Origin of the sequence: Buttiauxella cochleicola (assembly GCF_021282435.1) — a bacterium.
GTDB lineage: Bacteria > Pseudomonadota > Gammaproteobacteria > Enterobacterales > Enterobacteriaceae > Buttiauxella > Buttiauxella massiliensis.
In genome coordinates this window covers 127,967-146,545 of the sequence record NZ_JAJSOT010000004.1, presented here as the reverse complement: position 1 = coordinate 146,545, position 18,579 = coordinate 127,967, and the positions used below count along the sequence as shown (strand labels likewise).

General features: G+C 52.2%; 16 protein-coding genes. 7 read left to right on the top strand and 9 right to left on the bottom strand.

From position 1 onward, the window contains the following. The first annotated feature begins 110 nt into the window (after positions 1-110). The gene (locus tag LVQ77_RS11565) at positions 111-1,613 is read left to right on the top strand and encodes a helicase HerA-like C-terminal domain-containing protein (protein ID WP_232904484.1); all 1,503 of its coding nucleotides are present in this window, start codon (positions 111-113) and stop codon (positions 1,611-1,613) included. An 81-nt stretch (positions 1,614-1,694) separates the two neighbouring features. Here the strand turns inward: LVQ77_RS11565 and lptG are convergent, their stop codons facing one another. Then, the gene (gene lptG, locus LVQ77_RS11560) at positions 1,695-2,774 is read right to left on the bottom strand and encodes an LPS export ABC transporter permease LptG (RefSeq protein WP_151993027.1); all 1,080 of its coding nucleotides are present in this window, start codon (positions 2,772-2,774) and stop codon (positions 1,695-1,697) included. After that, positions 2,775-3,878, bottom strand: coding sequence for an LPS export ABC transporter permease LptF (gene lptF / locus LVQ77_RS11555; protein WP_232864673.1), 1,104 nt, complete (start codon positions 3,876-3,878; stop codon positions 2,775-2,777). It lies immediately after the preceding gene. Positions 3,879-4,155: 277 nt separating this feature from the next. Between lptF and pepA the strand changes: the two genes are divergently transcribed. From pepA to LVQ77_RS11540, 3 genes are all read left to right on the top strand, one after another. Then, on the top strand, positions 4,156-5,667 hold the full coding sequence (gene pepA / locus LVQ77_RS11550; RefSeq protein WP_064513975.1) for a leucyl aminopeptidase: 1,512 nt from the start codon (positions 4,156-4,158) through the stop codon (positions 5,665-5,667). Positions 5,668-5,743: 76 nt separating this feature from the next. Continuing rightward, entirely contained in the window at positions 5,744-6,202 is a 459-nt protein-coding gene (locus tag LVQ77_RS11545) for a DNA polymerase III subunit chi (RefSeq protein ID WP_034459595.1), read from the top strand. 6 nt (positions 6,203-6,208) lie between these two features. After that, a complete protein-coding gene (locus tag LVQ77_RS11540) occupies positions 6,209-9,064 on the top strand; it encodes a valine--tRNA ligase (protein ID WP_232904483.1) in 2,856 nt (951 codons plus the stop codon). A 69-nt stretch (positions 9,065-9,133) separates the two neighbouring features. Here LVQ77_RS11540 and LVQ77_RS11535 read toward each other — a convergent pair whose 3' ends face one another. Further along, positions 9,134-10,321 (bottom strand): YjgN family protein, encoded by a 1,188-nt coding sequence (locus LVQ77_RS11535; RefSeq protein ID WP_232904482.1) that lies wholly within the window; start codon positions 10,319-10,321, stop codon positions 9,134-9,136. A gap of 170 nt (positions 10,322-10,491) precedes the next feature. Between LVQ77_RS11535 and LVQ77_RS11530 the strand changes: the two genes are divergently transcribed. Further along, complete coding sequence (locus tag LVQ77_RS11530) at positions 10,492-10,995, top strand: GNAT family N-acetyltransferase (protein ID WP_232864677.1); 504 nt, start codon at positions 10,492-10,494, stop codon at positions 10,993-10,995. A 52-nt stretch (positions 10,996-11,047) separates the two neighbouring features. Here LVQ77_RS11530 and uhpT read toward each other — a convergent pair whose 3' ends face one another. The 6 genes from uhpT to rraB all read right to left on the bottom strand — a co-directional run bounded on the left by uhpT (position 11,048) and on the right by rraB (position 17,368). After that, positions 11,048-12,439 (bottom strand): hexose-6-phosphate:phosphate antiporter UhpT, encoded by a 1,392-nt coding sequence (gene uhpT, locus LVQ77_RS11525; RefSeq protein ID WP_232864678.1) that lies wholly within the window; start codon positions 12,437-12,439, stop codon positions 11,048-11,050. Between the two features lie 138 nt (positions 12,440-12,577). Next, positions 12,578-13,906: an MFS transporter gene (locus LVQ77_RS11520; protein ID WP_232904481.1), complete on the bottom strand. Its 1,329-nt coding sequence runs from the start codon at positions 13,904-13,906 to the stop codon at positions 12,578-12,580. A gap of 9 nt (positions 13,907-13,915) precedes the next feature. Continuing rightward, positions 13,916-15,418: a signal transduction histidine-protein kinase/phosphatase UhpB gene (uhpB, locus tag LVQ77_RS11515; protein ID WP_232904480.1), complete on the bottom strand. Its 1,503-nt coding sequence runs from the start codon at positions 15,416-15,418 to the stop codon at positions 13,916-13,918. Then, positions 15,418-16,008, bottom strand: coding sequence for a response regulator transcription factor UhpA (gene uhpA / locus LVQ77_RS11510; RefSeq protein WP_232864681.1), 591 nt, complete (start codon positions 16,006-16,008; stop codon positions 15,418-15,420). The genes uhpB and uhpA overlap by 1 nt, the downstream gene beginning before the upstream one ends. 98 nt (positions 16,009-16,106) lie before the next feature. Further along, the gene (gene miaE / locus LVQ77_RS11505) at positions 16,107-16,883 is read right to left on the bottom strand and encodes a tRNA isopentenyl-2-thiomethyl-A-37 hydroxylase MiaE (RefSeq protein ID WP_232904479.1); all 777 of its coding nucleotides are present in this window, start codon (positions 16,881-16,883) and stop codon (positions 16,107-16,109) included. Positions 16,884-16,939: 56 nt separating this feature from the next. Next, entirely contained in the window at positions 16,940-17,368 is a 429-nt protein-coding gene (rraB, locus tag LVQ77_RS11500) for a ribonuclease E inhibitor RraB (protein WP_064513995.1), read from the bottom strand. A 99-nt stretch (positions 17,369-17,467) separates the two neighbouring features. Between rraB and argL the strand changes: the two genes are divergently transcribed. Further along, positions 17,468-17,536: a putative translational regulatory protein ArgL gene (gene argL / locus LVQ77_RS22475; protein ID WP_407643460.1), complete on the top strand. Its 69-nt coding sequence runs from the start codon at positions 17,468-17,470 to the stop codon at positions 17,534-17,536. After that, positions 17,533-18,537 carry an ornithine carbamoyltransferase gene (gene argF, locus LVQ77_RS11495; RefSeq protein ID WP_232904478.1) on the top strand — a complete coding sequence of 335 codons (1,005 nt, stop codon included), beginning with the start codon at positions 17,533-17,535 and terminating at the stop codon, positions 18,535-18,537. Before argL ends, argF begins: the two co-directional genes overlap by 4 nt. The last annotated feature ends 42 nt before the right edge of the window (positions 18,538-18,579 follow it).

The window sequence follows — 18,579 nt, the reverse complement described above, 5'->3', positions numbered from 1 at the left end:
TGCAAAGCATAGCCTTTGCTGCGAGAGATGCCGCAAACCAGGATTTTTGAGTGATGACGTTCCCTATCCACTTGCTATGCTTATGGAAATGTTGCCACAGGAAAATCACCATGACTGCGCCACTCCTGATTGCCAGAACTACCGAACAAGAACTGCATCTGTTGCCCAACATGGCAAACCGTCACGGGCTAATCACCGGGGCTACAGGCACTGGTAAAACCGTGACGCTGCAAAAACTGGCCGAGTCATTTTCAGAAATCGGTGTGCCAGTATTTATGGCTGATGTAAAAGGCGACCTCACGGGTATTGCGCAAGAAGGTGCTGAATCCGAAAAGCTGCTCGCAAGGCTTGCCAAAATTGGCGTGACTGACTGGTCACCTCATAGCAATCCAGTTGTCTTGTGGGATATTTTTGGCGAAAAAGGCCACCCGGTGCGAGCAACGGTGTCCGATCTTGGCCCATTGCTACTTTCACGCCTGCTCAACCTCAATGAAGTACAGGCGGGCGTACTGCAAATCATCTTCCGCATTGCCGACGATCAGGGTCTATTGCTGCTCGATTTTAAAGATCTGCGCGCGGCGACGCAGTACATCGGCGATAACGCAAAATCGTTCCAGAATCAGTATGGCAACATTAGCAGTGCATCGGTGGGTGCCATTCAGCGTGGGCTGTTGCAGCTTGAACAACAGGGGGCCGAATATTTCTTTGGCGAACCGATGCTGGATATCAAAGACTGGATGCGCACTGATGCTAATGGTAAAGGAATTATCAATATTCTATCGGCCGAAAAGCTCTATCAGATGCCGAAACTGTACGCCGCCAGCCTGTTGTGGATGCTTTCGGAAATCTATGAGCAATTACCTGAAGCTGGCGACCTGGAAAAACCAAAACTGGTGTTCTTCTTCGACGAAGCGCATCTGTTGTTTAACGATGCCCCACAGGTATTGTTGGACAAAATCGAGCAGGTAATTCGCCTGATTCGTTCCAAAGGCGTCGGGGTCTATTTTGTTTCCCAAAACCCATCTGATATTCCGGATACCGTGCTCGGCCAGCTCGGTAACCGCATTCAACATGCGCTGCGTGCCTTTACGCCTAAAGATCAGAAAGCCGTTAAAACTGCCGCGCAAACCATGCGCGCAAATCCAAAGTTCGATACCGAAAAAGCGATCCAGGAGTTAGGCACTGGCGAGGCACTTATCTCATTGCTGGATGAAAAAGGCAGCCCGACGGTGGTTGAGCGAGCCATGGTTATCGCCCCTTGTTCACGCATGGGGCCGGTCACTGACGATGAACGCAACGGGCTTTTGAACCATTCACCGTTATACGGTAAATACGATGAAACGGTCGACAGGGAATCGGCGTATGAGCGCTTACAGCAAGGTGTTCAGGCGGCAGGTGAACAACAAAATGCACCACCAGCCAAAGGTGAAGCTGTAGCCGTTGATAGCGGTATTCTCGGCGGGCTAAAAGATATTCTGTTTGGCACTACGGGCCCGCGTGGCGGCAAGAAAGATGGCGTCGTGCAAACCATGGCGAAGAGTGCGGCACGCCAGGTAACTAACCAAATTATTCGCGGAGTTTTAGGCAGTATTATGGGTGGGCGGAAACGGTAATTTCTACACGTTAACTATCTATACCCAAAATAATTCGAGTTGCAGCCAACGCAGCTGCAACTCGAAGTATGAAGGGTATTATTAGCCGGAGCGCTTCATCATCATCCACAGACTGATAAGGAAGAACGTCGCACTTGGTAACAACGCACCCAAAATCGGCGGGATGCTGTAAACCAGACTTAGCGGGCCAAAGATTTGGTCAAGCACGTAGAAGACGAAACCAAAGCTGATACCAGTGACAACCCGCACACCCATTGGCACGCTACGCAGTGGGCCAAAGATGAATGACAGGGCCATCAGCATCATTACCGCAACGGAGAGTGGCGCAAAGATTTTGCTCCACATGTTGAGCTGGTAACGCCCGGCGTCCTGGCCACTGGATTTCAGGTACTTCACATAATTGTGCAGGCCGCTGATAGAAAGCGCGTCCGGGTCCAGCGCCACCACACCTAGTTTGTCTGGGGTCAGGTTGGTTTTCCACTCACCGCTAACGGTTTGAGCACCGGTAATTTGCTTCTCATTTGTCAGGTTTGACTCATCAACCTGTGACAAACGCCATACCTTATGTTCTACATCGTACTGGGCCGATGCCGCATAACGAACAGATTGCAGACGTCGCTCTTTGTTAAAACTATAAATACTCACGCCCGCCAAATCGTTATCGCCTTTAACGCGCTCGATATAGACAAAACTTTGGCCATCTTTAGCCCACAACCCTTGCTGAGTTGTCAGCAAAGAACCGCCATACATCTGTTGTGCACGATAGTTACGGGCCATTTGTTCGCCTTGCGGAGCAACCCATTCACCAATCGCCATGGTCAGTAACACCAACGGAATAGCCGTTTTCATCACTGACAGCGCAATTTGCATCCGCGTAAAACCAGAGGCTTGCATCACCACCAGTTCGCTACGCTGCGCCAGCATCCCCAACCCAAGTAGAGCACCAAGCAGTGCCGCCATCGGGAAGAAGATCTGGATATCTTTTGGAATGCTAAGGACGGTATATACACCTGCGCCCATTGCTGAATAGCTGCCCTGCCCGGCCTTTTTCAACTGGTCGACAAACTTAATAATGCCCGACAGCGACACCAGCATGAACAGCGTCATCATGATGGTGGTGAAGATGGTTTTACCGATATATCGGTCGAGAACACCAAACATTTATGCCGCTCCTCGTGTTCTGCTAAAGCTTGCACGTAGCCGGCGCATAGGCACCGTATCCCACACATTGAGGGCAATCGCGATGGCAAAATAGACCAGGTTAACCAACCATATCCAGATCATCGGATCGATTTTCCCCTTCGCCGCATTCGATTTCAGCGAGGTCTGAAGCAGGAAGAAAATCAGATATAACAACATCGCCGGAAGCATTGAAAGCACGCGCCCCTGCCGTGGGTTCACCACACTTAATGGCACCACCATCAACGCCATAATGACAACGGCCATAATGAGTGTCAGACGCCAATGCAGTTCAGCGCGAGCATTTGGCGCATCGTTAGTCCACAGAGCTTTCATGTACATCTGACTGGAATCTTCAGGGTCAAGCGCCACCGTCTGGTGCCCTACAACCGCCTGATAATCCTTGAAGTCAGTAATACGGAAATCGCGCAGCAATGCTGTACCTTCAAAACGCGTACCGGTATTGAGCGTCACAACCTGCGAACCGTCAGGGCGTTGAGATAAATGGCCGGAATCCGCAACCACTACCGATGGACGCGCATTTCCTTTCGGGCGCAACTGAGCGAGGAAAACGTCTTTAAAACTTGAGCCGTCAACGCTTTCAATGAACAAAACTGAGTTGCCGTCGGTCGCTTGCTGGAATTGCCCTTGAGCAAGTGCAGCCATACCAGGGTTAGCTTTGGCCTCAGCCAATACTTCGTCCTGATGACGAGAAGACCACGGCCCAAGCCACATTACGTTGACTGTTGCAATTGCACCGGTAAAGAGTGCGAGGATCATTGCAGCTTTGATCAGCACAGCTTTACTCAAACCGCAGGCATGCATTACCGTGATTTCACTTTCGGTATACAGTCGGCCAAGCGTCATGAGCAGCGCAAGGAAAAGGCTAAGTGGAAGGATGAGTTGCGCCATTTCAGGCACACCAAGTCCTAACAAAGAAAGTACGAGGTTTGTCGGAATATCGCCGTCAACCGCCGCCCCGAGAATCCTGACCAGCTTCTGACAAAAGAAGATCAGTAGCAGGATGAAGAGGATCGCAAGTTGGCTTTTGAGCGTCTCCCGAACCAGATATCTTATGATAATCACATTAAATACGCCTGTGAAAACGAGTCTTTTTGCAGGAAAATCGCTTGTTTCATCGCTTATACGTCATTTATTCTCTTGAGTCGTCGAAAACATCGCTAAGATTAAAAAGCCCGGCATAATACTGACGCAGGGTGATTTAAATGACGTTGCCGAAACCGTAAAAAAACATACTCGTAAGATTAACACGAAGTCATCGCAACCGCGGAGATGAGTTACGAAAGCTTGCAATTCTAGCTGTAGCCACCGCCGTTGTCTTTAAGATTCAGGAGCGTAGTGCATGGAGTTCAGTGTAAAAAGCGGTAGTCCCGAGAAACAGCGTAGTGCCTGCATCGTTGTGGGAGTCTTTGAACCGCGTCGCCTGTCCCCGGTCGCCGAACAACTCGATAAAATCAGCGATGGCTACATCAGCGCGCTTTTGCGCCGTGGTGAGCTCGAGGGGAAACCCGGTCAAACTTTGTTGCTCCACCACGTTCCAAACGTACTCTCAGAGCGCATTCTACTGATTGGGTGTGGAAAAGAGCGTGAACTGGATGAACGTCAGTATAAGCAGGTTATCCAGAAAACCATTAATACTCTGAACGATACCGGTTCAATGGAAGCCGTATGCTTCCTGACCGAGTTGCACGTTAAAGGCCGTAATACTTATTGGAAAGTACGCCAGGCAGTAGAAACGGCAAAAGAATCTTTGTATAGCTTCGACCAGTTAAAAACCAATAAAAGCGAGCCACGCCGCCCGCTGCGTAAAATGGTCTTTAACGTGCCAACCCGCCGCGAACTGACGAGTGGTGAGCGCGCCATTCAGCACGGTCTGGCGATTGCTGCTGGTATTAAAGCGGCAAAAGATCTAGGCAACATGCCACCAAACATCTGTAACGCGGCTTATCTGGCTTCCCAGGCGCGTCAGTTAGCTGATTCTTACAGCAAAAACGTTGTTACTCGCGTGATTGGCGAACAGCAGATGAAAGAACTGGGCATGCACTCATACCTCGCAGTAGGCGATGGTTCCCAGAACGAATCGCTGATGTCGGTTATCGAATACAAAGGCAGCACCGATCCTGATGTACGCCCAATCGTGCTGGTCGGAAAAGGCCTGACGTTTGACTCCGGTGGTATTTCTATCAAACCTGCCGAAGGCATGGACGAGATGAAATACGACATGTGCGGAGCGGCTTCCGTATACGGCGTAATGCGTATGGTTGCAGAGCTGAATCTGCCGATTAACGTTATTGGCGTACTGGCGGGTTGTGAAAACATGCCTGGTGGCCGTGCTTATCGCCCAGGCGACGTGCTGACGACAATGTCCGGTCAAACGGTTGAAGTGCTGAACACCGACGCTGAAGGCCGCCTGGTTCTGTGCGATGTGCTGACTTACGTTGAGCGCTTCGAACCTGATGTGGTTATCGATGTGGCGACGCTGACCGGTGCTTGTGTGATTGCTCTTGGCCATCACATCACCGGTTTGATGTCTAACCACAATCCACTGGCTCATGAACTGATCGGCGCGTCTGAACAGGCCGGTGACCGCGCGTGGCGTCTGCCGATTGCTGATGAGTATCAGGATCAGCTGGACTCCAACTTTGCGGATATGGCAAACATTGGTGGCCGCCCAGGTGGCGCAATCACCGCTGCCTGCTTCCTGTCGCGCTTTACCCGTAAGTACAACTGGGCGCACCTGGATATCGCAGGTACCGCATGGCGTTCTGGTAAAGCCAAAGGCGCAACCGGCCGCCCTGTTGCGCTGTTATCACAATTCCTGTTGAACCGTTCTGGGTTTAACGGCGAAGAGTAATTTAACACCCTCACTCTAACCCTCTCCTCAGGCGAGGGTTAGAGTGAAACACCATTCAATAGAAAAAGCTGGCTTAATGAAAAACGCGACGTTCTACCTGCTCGACAACGACACACCTTCCGGTGAGTTGAGTGCCGTTGAAGCGTTGGTGTGTGAACTGGCGGCAGAAAGCTTTCGTGCAGGAAAACGCCTGCTGATTGCTTGTGTTGATGAACAACAAGCTATCCGTCTGGATGAAGCACTCTGGCAGCGCGACGCGCACGCATTTGTGCCGCATAATCTTGCCGGTGAAGGGCCGCGTTATGGTGCCCCGGTAGAATTGGCCTGGCCGCAACGACGCGGTAGTTCTCCGCGCGATGTGCTGATTAGCCTGTTGCCACAGTTCGCAGATTTTGCCACCGCTTTCCATGAAGTGATAGACTTCGTACCTTACGAAGACACTCAAAAACAACTGGCCCGTGATCGCTATAAGGCGTACCGCGTTGCTGGTTTCCACTTGACTACGGCGACTCATACCCCGCCGGGAACGACATAGCAGACAATGGAAAAGACATATAACCCGCAAGATATCGAACAGCCGCTTTACGAGCACTGGGAACAGCAGGGCTACTTTAAGCCAAATGGCGACACTAGCCAGGAAAGCTTCTGCATCATGATCCCGCCGCCGAACGTTACCGGCAGCTTGCATATGGGTCACGCCTTCCAGCAAACGATCATGGATACCATGATTCGTTACCAGCGCATGCAGGGTAAAAATACTCTGTGGCAGGCGGGGACTGACCACGCCGGTATCGCGACCCAGATGGTCGTCGAGCGCAAAATTGCCGCCGAAGAAGGCAAAACACGCCATGACTATGGCCGTGATGCTTTCATCGACAAAATCTGGCAGTGGAAGGCAGAGTCTGGTGGCACCATCACCCGTCAGATGCGTCGTCTCGGCAACTCCGTAGACTGGGAGCGCGAACGCTTCACCATGGATGAAGGCCTGTCCAACGCAGTGAAAGAAGTGTTCGTCCGCCTGTACAAAGAAGATCTGATTTATCGTGGCAAACGCCTGGTAAACTGGGACCCGAAACTGCGCACCGCAATTTCCGATCTGGAAGTTGAAAACCGCGAATCTAAAGGTTCTATGTGGCACCTGCGTTATCCACTGGCTGACGGCGCAAAAACCGCTGACGGCAAAGATTACCTGGTTGTCGCCACCACCCGTCCAGAAACCGTGCTCGGTGATACCGGTGTGGCAGTGAATCCAGAAGATCCGCGTTATAAAGATCTGATCGGCAAATTTGTTGTTCTGCCGCTGGTTAACCGTCTGATTCCAATCGTGGGTGATGAACACGCCGACATGGAAAAAGGCACCGGCTGCGTGAAGATCACGCCTGCACACGACTTTAACGACTACGAAGTTGGCCGCCGTCATGCCCTGCCAATGATCAACATTCTGACCTTCGACGGTGATATCCGCGAAGCGGCAGAAGTGTTCGATACTAACGGCGAAGAAGCTGACGTTTACAGCAACGAGATCCCGGCTGAATTCCAGAAGCTGGAGCGTTTTGCCGCGCGTAAAGCTGTGGTCGCTAAGTTCGACGAAATGGGCCTGCTCGAAGAGATCAAACCACACGATCTGACCGTGCCTTACGGCGACCGTGGCGGCGTCGTTATTGAGCCAATGCTGACCGACCAATGGTACGTGCGCACCGCTCCGCTGGCGAAAGTCGCGGTTGAAGCGGTTGAGCAAGGCGACATTCAGTTCGTGCCTAAGCAGTACGAAAACATGTACTTCTCCTGGATGCGTGATATTCAGGACTGGTGTATTTCTCGCCAGCTGTGGTGGGGTCACCGCATCCCGGCCTGGTACGATGCCGAAGGCAACGTGTATGTTGGCCGTAATGAAGCGGAAGTTCGCGCTGAAAACAAACTTGGCGACGACGTTGCTCTGAACCAGGACGAAGACGTTCTGGACACATGGTTCTCCTCCGGTCTGTGGACATTCTCTACGCTCGGCTGGCCTGAGAACACCGAAGCGCTGCGCACCTTCCACCCAACCAGCGTGATGGTTAGCGGCTTCGACATTATCTTCTTCTGGATTGCGCGCATGATCATGCTGACCATGCACTTCATCAAAGATGAAGACGGCAAACCACAGGTTCCGTTTAAAACTGTCTACATGACCGGTCTTATCCGCGACGACGAAGGGCAGAAAATGTCCAAGTCCAAGGGTAACGTCATCGATCCGCTGGATATGGTTGACGGTATCTCCCTGGAAGATCTGCTCGAGAAGCGCACCGGTAATATGATGCAGCCGCAGCTGGCTGAGAAAATCCGTAAGCGCACCGAGAAGCAATTCCCGAACGGTATCGAACCGCACGGCACCGATGCGCTGCGCTTTACGCTGGCAGCTCTGGCGTCTACTGGTCGCGACATCAACTGGGACATGAAGCGCCTGGAAGGTTACCGTAACTTCTGTAACAAGCTCTGGAACGCCAGCCGTTTCGTGATGATGAATACCGAAGACCAGGATTGCGGCTTTAACGGCGGCGAAATGGTTCTGTCTCTGGCAGACCGCTGGATTCTGGCGGAATTCAACCGCACGGTGAAAGCGTACCGTGAAGCGCTGGACAGCTATCGCTTTGATATCGCTGCCAACATTCTGTATGAATTCACCTGGAACCAGTTCTGCGACTGGTATCTGGAACTGACCAAACCGGTTATGAACAGTGGCACTGAAGCGGAACTGCGCGGTACGCGTAATACGCTGATTAACGTGCTGGAAGGTCTGCTGCGTCTTGCGCATCCAATCATTCCATTCATCACCGAAACCATCTGGCAGCGCGTGAAGACCTTCAAAGGCATCACCGACGATACCATCATGCTGCAACCGTTCCCGGCGTATAACAGCGAGCAGGACGATGAAGCTGCGTTTGCAGATACCGAGTGGCTGAAGCTGGCGATCACCGCCGTGCGTAACGTTCGTGCTGAGATGAACATCTCTCCGGGCAAACCACTGCCAATCCTGCTGCGTAACGTGAGCGCGGAAGCGGAACGTCGTGTCAATGCGAACCGTACCTTCCTGCAAAACCTGGCGCGTCTGGAAAGCATTACCCTGCTGCCTGCTGATGATAAAGGCCCGGTTTCCGTGACCAAAATCATCGAAGGTGCAGAGCTGCTGATCCCAATGGCAGGCCTGGTCGACAAAGCGGCTGAACTTGCGCGTCTGGACAAAGAGATGGCGAAGCTGGATGTGGAAATTACATCCATCGAAAACAAGCTGTCTAACGAAGGTTTTGTGGCGCGCGCGCCAGAAGCCGTAGTTGCGAAAGAACGCGAACGTCTGGCGGCATGTGGCGAAGCTAAAGTGAAATTGGCTGAGCAGAAAGAAACTATCGCTGCGCTGTAATTGAGTGCTTTGATATGAGAAGGCCGGGACATTTCCCGGCCTTTTTTATGGTGCCATCAAGCTTGAATGCTATAAATTAAGATTCGGTACCAACCCACGTGAAATTCGGCTCACCACATCGGTGGCAATTTTATCGTCGTGATCCTGCAATTCCAGGTCGTCTAAATCGCCATCAACCCAGGTGTTTTTTGCCAGATAGCGGCAGTAACGAATACGTGCCCAAGGGTAGGCAATACCGAATGTGCAGAATGTGATTAAGCCATTAATAATAAGCTGCCCGACAAATCCAGCTAATGTCAAAGTGGAGCGGAAAGCTATTTTTTCACTCAGCGCTACGTGCTTATAGTAATAATTCCGCATCATTACATATAAATAGCTAAAGCTAACGATGAGTCCAAACAGATAAATCAAATAACAAATTAGGATTGTTCCTTGAACTGATGCCAGCTCGTCCGGTGACATCATGCCGCCAGATAAAACCACGTGTATAATAGTCGGCGCTATTAACTTCAACACCAGCAATAAGAACGGCGTCAAAAGAAGCATCCCGATAATACTGAACATCACACATTTTTTGACACTGACACTAGCCGCAAATTTTTGCGTTCCAAAGCTTAATCCATTGAATAATAAATTCAACCACATGCCGACGGCAACGCCCTGTACTGCGCCAAATCCCAGGATACCAACAATCATGGCAATAACAATCGTGATAACAATCCTGTCCATTTCAAACAAAGAGGCCGAACTTGCGGTATAGACAATCATCGAGCAGATTAAAAAAACACCTGCGAGCATTAATAATGGCGCACCCATCATCACCCACCAGGCTTTAAATCCTGATGCATTAAAATTGAACCGTACATTATTTAGCGTTGTTGATTGCATCTGATAACGCAGACTTTGAATAACTAAATAAGGCAAGAACAATATCAGTATCGCTAACAGGCAAAATGACAAAGGACTGCTTTGTTTAATGATTGCAAATTCTAAAGCCCCAAAGAAAACAAAAAGGCAAAGCCAGCTTATGAATAGTGATCCACCTTTCACGTTGTAAGAAAACCGTGAACCCGATAATTCGGTATTGCTGTAAATATAACGTTTACAACGCACGTAGGCCCACGGTGCAAAAATACCAAACGTGACAAGAGTGAGTAGAAAATTAACAACGCACACGCCAAAATAGCCGCTGCCTGTGCCATGAAAAGTAATATTCCTTGAGTGGCTAACTTCTGGAGTTCCCTGCTGATCAAACATATCCATCCTTATTGAAAATGAAATACTTAACGGTCAGCATTTAACCACAGCAAGCTACTTCGAAATAATCCGGTTCGGGATTTCCTCGCTACTTTAGGAACTTGCTTATTAACTTTCACAGTGGTATTTAAATATTCAATCTTTATCCCCATCATTAATGAGTCCACGCTATGAATCTTGCTGCTCCGGTCGAAATCGCACTGCGCCGGATAACCCCCCAGGACAATGCGGCCATCGCGCGCGTTATCCGCGAAGTCTCTGCTGAATATGGCTTAACCGCCGATAAAGGCTATACCGTGGCAGATCCAAATCTCGATGAGCTTTATCAGCTCTACAGCCAACCGGGTCATGCCTATTGGGTTGTGGAAGTGGATGGTGAAGTTGTCGGTGGTGGTGGTGTCGCGCCATTAACGTGCAGCGAACCGGACATTTGTGAATTGCAGAAGATGTATTTCCTGCCGGTAGTGCGTGGCAAAGGGTTGGCTAAACGCCTGGCGTTGCAGGCAATGGATTTTGCCCGCGAAAAAGACTTTAAGCGCTGCTATCTGGAAACCACAGCGTTTCTGACTGAAGCCATCGCGCTGTATGAGCGTCTGGGCTTTGAACATATTTCTGAGCCACTTGGCTGCACCGGCCATGTGGATTGCGAAGTGCGGATGATTAAGTCTCTGTAACCGCTTTAAATGGGTTTACTGAATCTATTCGATCCAGTAAACCCTGCAACTTTTATTGGGTAGCTAACCGTTGAATTCGCTTATCACGGCGGATTTTGCGCTCTTCCATCACCGCAACCATCGCCATTAGCACGATGCAACAGATTGCAGCGGCATCAAGTGCTGCGAAAGTCCCTGCCCAGCCAGTCAGACCAAAAATTGGCGTCCCGTCGGCTATCATCCCAAGCCCTAACTTAGCGAAGCTGTCGCCAATCAAATAGGCGAAGGTGCCTTTGATGCCGTCAGCCGCACCGATAGCTTTTTTCGGAACGAAGCCGACTGCCGCCACGCCAATCAGCAATTGTGGACCAAACACCAGGAAGCCCAGCACGAACAACGATGCCAGGTAGACATACTGGTTGCTGGCGTGCTGATAAACGCCGAGGGTCGCAATAATTAATGCCAGCGCAACGCAGGCGACCAGCGCACGGCGACCGTTCGCCAGATCCGACAACCAGCCCCACAGCAACGTGCCGACCAATGCCCCTACTTCAAACAGGGTAAAGCCCTGAATCGCCACTTCTTTGGAAAGATTCAGCTCCTGAAACGCGTAAACCGTGGACCACTGGTCAATACCGATGCGCACCACGTAGAGGAAGATATTGGAGAAGCACAGCAGCCAAATAACTTTGTTCTTCAGCACGTACTCCACGAAGATTTGCCATTTGGTCATCGACTCGTCTTCGGTCTCTTTATCTTCTTCGCTGATTTCTTCGCTAAACAACTCTTCAGCTTTGCCCAGGCCGTAAGACTCAGGGGAGTCGCTGCCATAGCGCAGGCCAATGAAGCCAACAACCAGCGCGATGATGGATGGGAAGATAAACATGCCAATGACGTGGCCGTCGAACAGGACGTTCGCGCCAATTAGCGCAACGCCTGCTGCACCCGCACCGCCAAGGTTATGGGAGATATTCCACAGCCCCAGATAGGTTCCACGCTTGCGGCGCGGTGTCCATTTGGTGATGGTGGAGTAGCTGCACGAGCCGCCCGCGCTCTGGAAAAAACCGCTCAGGGCGTAGAAGGCAATCATCATAAACAGGCTGACCGAGCCGGTCCCCATACTGGCGCTAAAGCCGAGCATACAGATAGCCGAGAGGATCAGCATAAACGGCAGGAACTGCTTGGTGTTTTTGCCGTCTGCGTAGTAGGAAACCAGGGTTTTACCCACGCCGTAGGTGATGGAGAAGCCCAGACCTATCATCCCCAGTTGCGTCATGCTCAACCCGTAAGTAGAGATCATGTCGTTCTGCGCAATGTTGAAGTTCTTACGGATCAGATACATGGTCAGGTAGCCAATAAAGACTACCAGGTAAGACTGCATGAACGGTTTGAACCACATCTTGCGCCGCACATCGAGCGGCAGATCCAGGGTCGGCTTGCGCACCTGATTTAATAAGGCCAGCATGGGTTACTCCTGATTTAAAAACCTGCGTGATAGCAGGCATTGTAAAAATCAGCAGCGGCTTTGGCCTGAGATGGCTTCCAGGAACAACCTGGAAAATTTCTTAGTTTTGCGCCATTCGAGGTAAAAAGGTGAGATGTATCACGCTTCGCTACGGACGCGTGAGGACTGGGCATTCAGGAACGGCAGCAACAGCAGCGCAGAAATGCCTGCCGCGATGGCAATAACCGCGAAGTAACCGTTCCAATGCCAGATATCGATCACACGCGCTAGCGGCCAGCCAGACAAAGATGCGCCGAGATAAGCGAACAGGCCAACAAAGCCGGTCGCGGCCCCCGCGGCCTCTTTGTGGGAACACTCCGCTGCCGCCATGCCGATAAGCATCTGCGGGCCAAACACAAAGAATCCTGTGGTGAAGAAACAGGCCGCCTGCATCACGTAGCTGGCAAACGGCATCAGCCATAGCGAGCCTACCGAGAGCAAAATCCCGGCGGCAAATATCAGGTTCATTGGCCCACGGTTGCCATTGAAGAGTTTGTCCGATCCCCAGCCTGCCACCAGTGCGCCGATAAACCCGCCGAGCTCAAACATGGTTACCGCCGAGTTCGCAGTGACCAGATCCACGCCCAGAGTCTCCGACATATAGAGATTACCCCAGTCGTTGATCGCCGCCCGTACCACGTAGACCAGGACATAGCACAGTGACAGCAGCCAGATATAGGGATTCCCCAGTACGTACTTGTAGAGGATTTCCCGGCGCGTCAGCCCTGCACCTTCCTGCTGCTGGGCGATTTCCAGTTCATCGTGCCGCCAGTCACCTATCGGCGGCAAGCCCACGGTTTGTGGGCGATCGCGCAGACGCCAGCAGAGAAATAACCCGGCCAGAATAGCCAGCGAACCGGCGATCATCATCCCTGCACGCCAACCGTAATGCAGCGCCGCCGCGCCGACCACCATAGGGATTAGCGCCCCGCCGACGTTATGCGCAGTGTTCCATACCGCCCACCAGCCACCGCGCTCGGTACGGGAGTACCATGCCGTGAGCAAACGGGCGCATACCGGCGAACCCCAGCCCTGGAAAAAGGCATTCAGCACCCACAACAAGGAGAATGCCCAAAGGGAGGTGGAAAAACCAAAAAGGATGTTAACAACACCAGTGGCGATAAGCCCCAACCCCATAAAATAACGGGCGTTTGAGCGGTCACTGACGATGCCGGAGAAAAATTTCGACAGCCCATAAGTTATGTAAAACAGCGTAGCCAACAGGCCGATATCGGTACGTGTCATCACGCCGCTGGCGAGAATTTCCGGCGCGGCGGCATTAAAGCTTTTACGGGTGAAGTAAAACAGCGCATAGCCCAGCCAGATGGTGATCAGAATATGCCGACGCCAGTAGCTATAGCGGGCGTCTATTTCGGCTTTATCGCTGACGGGCGTCGCCGCCGGTGGGGCTTTCAGGAAAGTAAACATCGTCAGTCCTTACGCGTATCGCAATGGCAAACTGACGCTGACGCGCGTGCCGTGAGTACAGGAAATAGTGAGGGTTCCGCCGAGCGCCGTGACCCGTTCGCGCATACCTGCCAGGCCAAAACCTTGATGCCCGGAGTCGGATGGCAGGCCGCTGCCGTCATCTTCAATTACCAACATCAGGCGCATGTCCTGCTGCCAGCCCTGGATCGTTACTGCGCTGGCACTGGCGTGTTTCACAATGTTGTTCAGCCCTTCCTGGCAGACGCGGAACAGCGTAACGCGCTGGCTTTCGCTCAGTAGCGGCTCGTCGATTTTCCAGTCGAGGTGGCTCACGATGCCACGGCTTTCCAGCTCCATTTCACGCATCAGCGAACGAATCGCCTGCTCCAGAGATAAATCATCCAGCTGACGCGGACGCAGCCGTCCCAGCAGGCGGCGTACCGAATCATAAATCCCAAGGGACAACTGTTCGATATGCGCCCCACCCAATTTGACCCCTTCGTTTCCCGGAGCCAGGCGCTGCACAATCCCCGCCTGGGTACGAATCGCGGTAATGGTCTGGCCAATGTCGTCATGGAGTTCACGCGCCACTTCACGCCGCACGCTCTCTTCGGTTTCCAGCAGGCGTTCAGCAAGGCGGTGATTGCGCGCAAGCTCAGTTTGCAGGGACTGGTTAAGCTCACGCAGGCGCTGGATCCCCGCACCCAGCAACAGCCCGGTCAGGCTTTGTGCCAGCAACGAAAGCAGCAGATCCACCGGGTGATCGTGCCAGGTTTGGCTGGCGATCAGCGCAATGGCGTTCATCAACGTCGCGATCAGCGCGCCCTGCCAGCCGTAATGCCAGGCCAGGGCGATAATCGGCAACGCCAGGCAAAATGGGGTAAAGCGGGAAAGTTCGGCTGGTAGTCCAAGTTGTAGCCACAAGCTGACCACAAACAGCAGCAGATACCAGATAAGGTGACGAGCACGCCAGTTCACCGGCTGTGAAACCAGTCCCGGCCCCAGCGGCTGCCAGACGGTACTGGTGAGGTAATGCCAGATAACCAGGCAGGTTGGGGCCAGGGTTAACCCGCCGGTCAGCGTGAGCAACAGCGCGTTCAGGGTCTCCTGCCCTTGCCCGAGCCACGGTAACGACTGTAATAGTGCGGCAGCAATCAGCGCCCCACCCTGACGCAGCAAGGTGCGCCAGTCGCGCTGATGGCGGTAGCGGGAAATCAGCGCCACGGGCAGGAGGGTTAGCACACCGCCGACCATTAACAACGGAAGATGCGCCAATGCGACTTCCTGCGCCAGCCAGACGAGCATCAACCACTCCGCACCGAGCAATACTGGCCAGTAGCCGCGCGGGCATTGCAGCATCAGCCCTAAACGCAGGCCGAAGGGAAACAGCAGTACTGCAAGCTCAGGCCGTTCCACCAGGTGCAAGCTGATGCTCCACAGGCAAAACCAGCTGGCTGTGAAGATAAAAAAACTGGCGACGACGGAGATAAGCCGGGAGAAAAAGGGTTGCATCACCATCCGTCAAACAGGCGATGAGCCAGTCCGACATCGTTGCTGACGTCGAGTTTTTCCATCAGATTGGCGCGATGCACGTGAACCGTCTTCGGCGACAGCCCAAGTTCGGTGGCAATCTCTTTGACCGCCATGCCCTGGGCCAGTTTTTCCGCCACCTGGCGCTCGCGTTTGGTTAGCGGATCCTGCCGTCCGGCCGCCAGTTTAATGGCAATGTCTGGCGTCAGGTAGCAGCCACCTGTCGCCACGGTATGGACGGCGGCAATCAGCTCATCCGGGCTGCAGCGTTTTGACAGAAAGCCACGCGCACCGGCGTTTAAAGCCTGCTCCACCAGCGCCGGGCTGTCGTGAACCGACAACATAATCGTCGCCATCCCTTTTGGTAGCTGGCTGAGTAGTTCCAGCCCGGAAATATCCGGCATCGAGATATCGCAAATACACACCTGCACGCCACGCCCCGGCAGCCCGGCCAGCGCTTCGCGCCCGGAGCCGAACTCAACCACAATCTGAAAATCTGGCTCCAGCCCCAACAGCTGTGCAAAGCCAGAGCGGACGATAAGGTGGTCGTCAATAAGGGCGATGGTTATCATGATACTTTCCAGGAAGGTAAAAACGCGCTTACCTTAGCGATAAGCGCGAAGCTGTTCAAGCCTTAAGCAATTCCAGTGAAGCCACAGGCAGGGGCAATTCACGACCCTGCTGTTTTAGAGAAAGGTATGCCGCTGTGAAAACGAAACTCTTCGTCCGGGCTGCTAATCAATGCCGCTTCGACCTCGCCAAAGAAACGCACACGATCGCTGATGTCCCCACCTGCAATCTGTTCTGCCAGCGCTAGATAATCCTGATAATGCCGTGCTTCCGAACGCAGCAGCGACAAATAGAATTTCTGTAATTCATCATCCAGGTGCGGAGCCAGAGAGGCGAAACGCTCACAGGATCGCGCCTCGATATACGCCCCACAAATCAGTTTATCCACCAGCATAACCGGCTCATGAGTACGCGTTTGGCTCAGCAGCGCTTTGGCGTAACGGCTGGCGGTCATTTTCACGTAAGGAATATTGCGGGCGATCATGATCTCGCGCACCTGCCAAAAGTGGTGCAGCTCTTCTTTAATCAACAATACCATGCTGTCGATAAGTTGCTGGCCCCAGGCACTCTGCGTTTGCGGCATGACGTTCTTGCTCAGGGTTTTATGCAGCGCGACAAAATCAGGTTCGGCTCCCTCACGGAAAGCGAAATCTTCATAGGGTTTTAGCCAATCAAGTAAAAACTGCGCACTGCTTTTATCGGCAACATATTTGCGAATCAAAAACATCGCCGTTTGCGCAGCCTTGAGTTCGCACACCAGATGGTCAGTCAGCAGCAATGGCAAATGCTCCGGCTGGCAGGCTTTTTCAATCCATGCATCAGGCGTTGGGCAGTGCAGAAAATTCAGTACCGGGGAGAGTAGTTGCGGGTAGTTCATAATGGGGAGTTATCTTTCCTTGATGTGCAGCGGCAATCGCCGCTGCACAGAAGAGATTAGTGGCGTACGCCGTCGTCGTCTTCGTCAGCTAAATCTTCGTCGTCATCACCTTCTTCACCGTCTTCGCCATTCGGATCTTCGTAGTAAGTGCCCCAACCGTCATACTCCACACCGAATTTCTCAGCGAGGTTCAGCAGTTGTTCTACTTGCTCATCCAACAGCTCAGCTTTTAACGCACTTTCACTCAGCACGTCACAGCAGATAACGGTATCACCCTCTTCCACTTCGAGCTCTTCCGGGTCAGTAACTTCGTAACCCATTTTGAAAGCTTCAACAGCTGCTTTTTCAAGAGTTTCGAAATCGTCTGCGGAAAGGTGATGCTCGATTGTGTACAGCGCGTCAGGATCGCTGCCGTCTTCCAGTAATTCTTCAATAATCAAACGCGTTTCTTCGCGTTGCTCTTCGAGTAGTTCTGGATTTGCCATGGCCCTTTCCTCAATTTGTAGGCAGATACTTCTATTTTCACACACGGCTGAGTTTGCCTCCACCTTTCCCGATAAAGATTTATCCGTCGGGGGTTGCAAATGAATATTCATACATATAAATTGAATATTAATTCAATAAATGGCTTGTGCCATGCGAGGAAAATATGAGTCATTTCTATCAAAAGCATTTTCTTAAATTACTGGATTTCACACCTGCACAGCTTCATGAGTTACTTACCCTGTCTGCCAAACTAAAAAACGATAAGAAAAAAGGCACTGAAGTTCAGCATCTTACTGGAAAAAATATCGCGCTCATCTTCGAAAAAGACTCGACTCGTACGAGGTGCTCTTTCGAAGTTGCCGCATTTGACCAGGGCGCTCGCGTCACTTATCTCGGCCCAAGCGGAAGCCAGATTGGGCATAAAGAATCAATTAAAGATACGGCGCGTGTACTAGGCCGTATGTATGACGGTATTCAGTATCGCGGGTTTGGTCAGGAAATCGTTGAAACACTGGCGCAGTTTGCCGGTGTACCGGTATGGAATGGGCTGACGAACGAGTTTCATCCTACGCAATTACTGGCAGACCTACTGACAATGCAGGAACAACTGCCTGGCAAAACCTTTCAGCAGATGACGCTGGTCTATGCAGGTGATGCACGTAATAACATGGGCAATTCCATGCTCGAAGCCGCCGCACTTACCGGGCTGAATTTGCGCCTTGTGGCTCCACAAGCCTGCTGGCCTGATGAAAATCTGGTGGCAGAGTGCCAGGCTATGGCCGCTCACAACGGCGGGAAAATAACGCTGACTGAAGATGTTGCCGCAGGCGTTAAAGGAGCTGACTTCATTTATACCGATGTGTGGGTATCTATGGGTGAGGCCAAAGAGAAATGGGCCGAGCGTATTAACTTGCTGCGGGCTTATCAGGTTAATAGCGCGATGCTGGCGCTGACCGGCAATCCGCAGGTGAAATTCCTGCACTGCCTACCTGCATTCCATGATGACCAGACGACGCTGGGCAAGCAGATGGCAGAACAATATGACCTGCATGGCGGTATGGAAGTGACGGACGAGGTGTTTGAGTCGGCAAACAGCGTGGTGTTCGATCAGGCGGAAAACCGGATGCACACCATTAAAGCGGTGATGGTGGCGACGCTTACGAAGTAACTACAGCCTTCCCTCTCCCGTGGGAGAGGGTTAGGGAAAAAT